Annotated in this window: 2 tRNA genes; both read right to left on the minus strand. The window is 44.4% G+C overall.

Annotated features, from left to right (window positions below):
• Positions 1-209: 209 nt before the first annotated feature.
• Positions 210-285: transfer RNA gene (locus J3U36_RS11360), tRNA-Ala, on the minus strand.
• A 50-nt stretch (positions 286-335) separates the two neighbouring features.
• Positions 336-412, minus strand: a tRNA-Ile gene (locus J3U36_RS11365).
• Positions 413-514 lie beyond the last annotated feature (102 nt).

Raw genomic sequence — 514 nt, forward strand, 5'->3', positions numbered from 1 at the left:
TCTTAACCTTACAACTCACAGTTGTCTTGGTTTCTATTACGCTTTTTTCTCTTTCCTACTTCAAACACCCATACTTTCGTATCAATGCCTTCCGTAAAAACGAGAACTCGTTTCTTTCAGCTTGTTCCTAATTGTTAAAGAGCTTTATCTTTCTATTTACTCATATAAGTAAATACAAACATAATTTAATTCAAAAGAGACGGCTTTAATGGTGGAGCTAAGCGGGATCGAACCGCTGGCCTCCTGCGTGCAAGGCAGGCGCTCTCCCAGCTGAGCTATAGCCCCATTGTTTTCACTTCTTCAACGCCTCAAACTTCCGCTCAATGCCGTTGAATTGGTGGGTCTGAGTGGACTTGAACCACCGACCTCACCCTTATCAGGGGTGCGCTCTAACCACCTGAGCTACAGACCCAATAAAGTGACTCTTTCTAAACAAACAATCTGTGTGAACACTTACGAGCTCTTCGTAAGGAGGTGATCCAACCGCAGGTTCCCCTACGGTTACCTTGTTACG

The sequence above is a fragment of the Gilliamella sp. B3817 genome, assembly GCF_026536705.1.
In the GTDB taxonomy this organism is placed as follows: Bacteria; Pseudomonadota; Gammaproteobacteria; order Enterobacterales; family Orbaceae; genus Gilliamella; species Gilliamella apicola_I.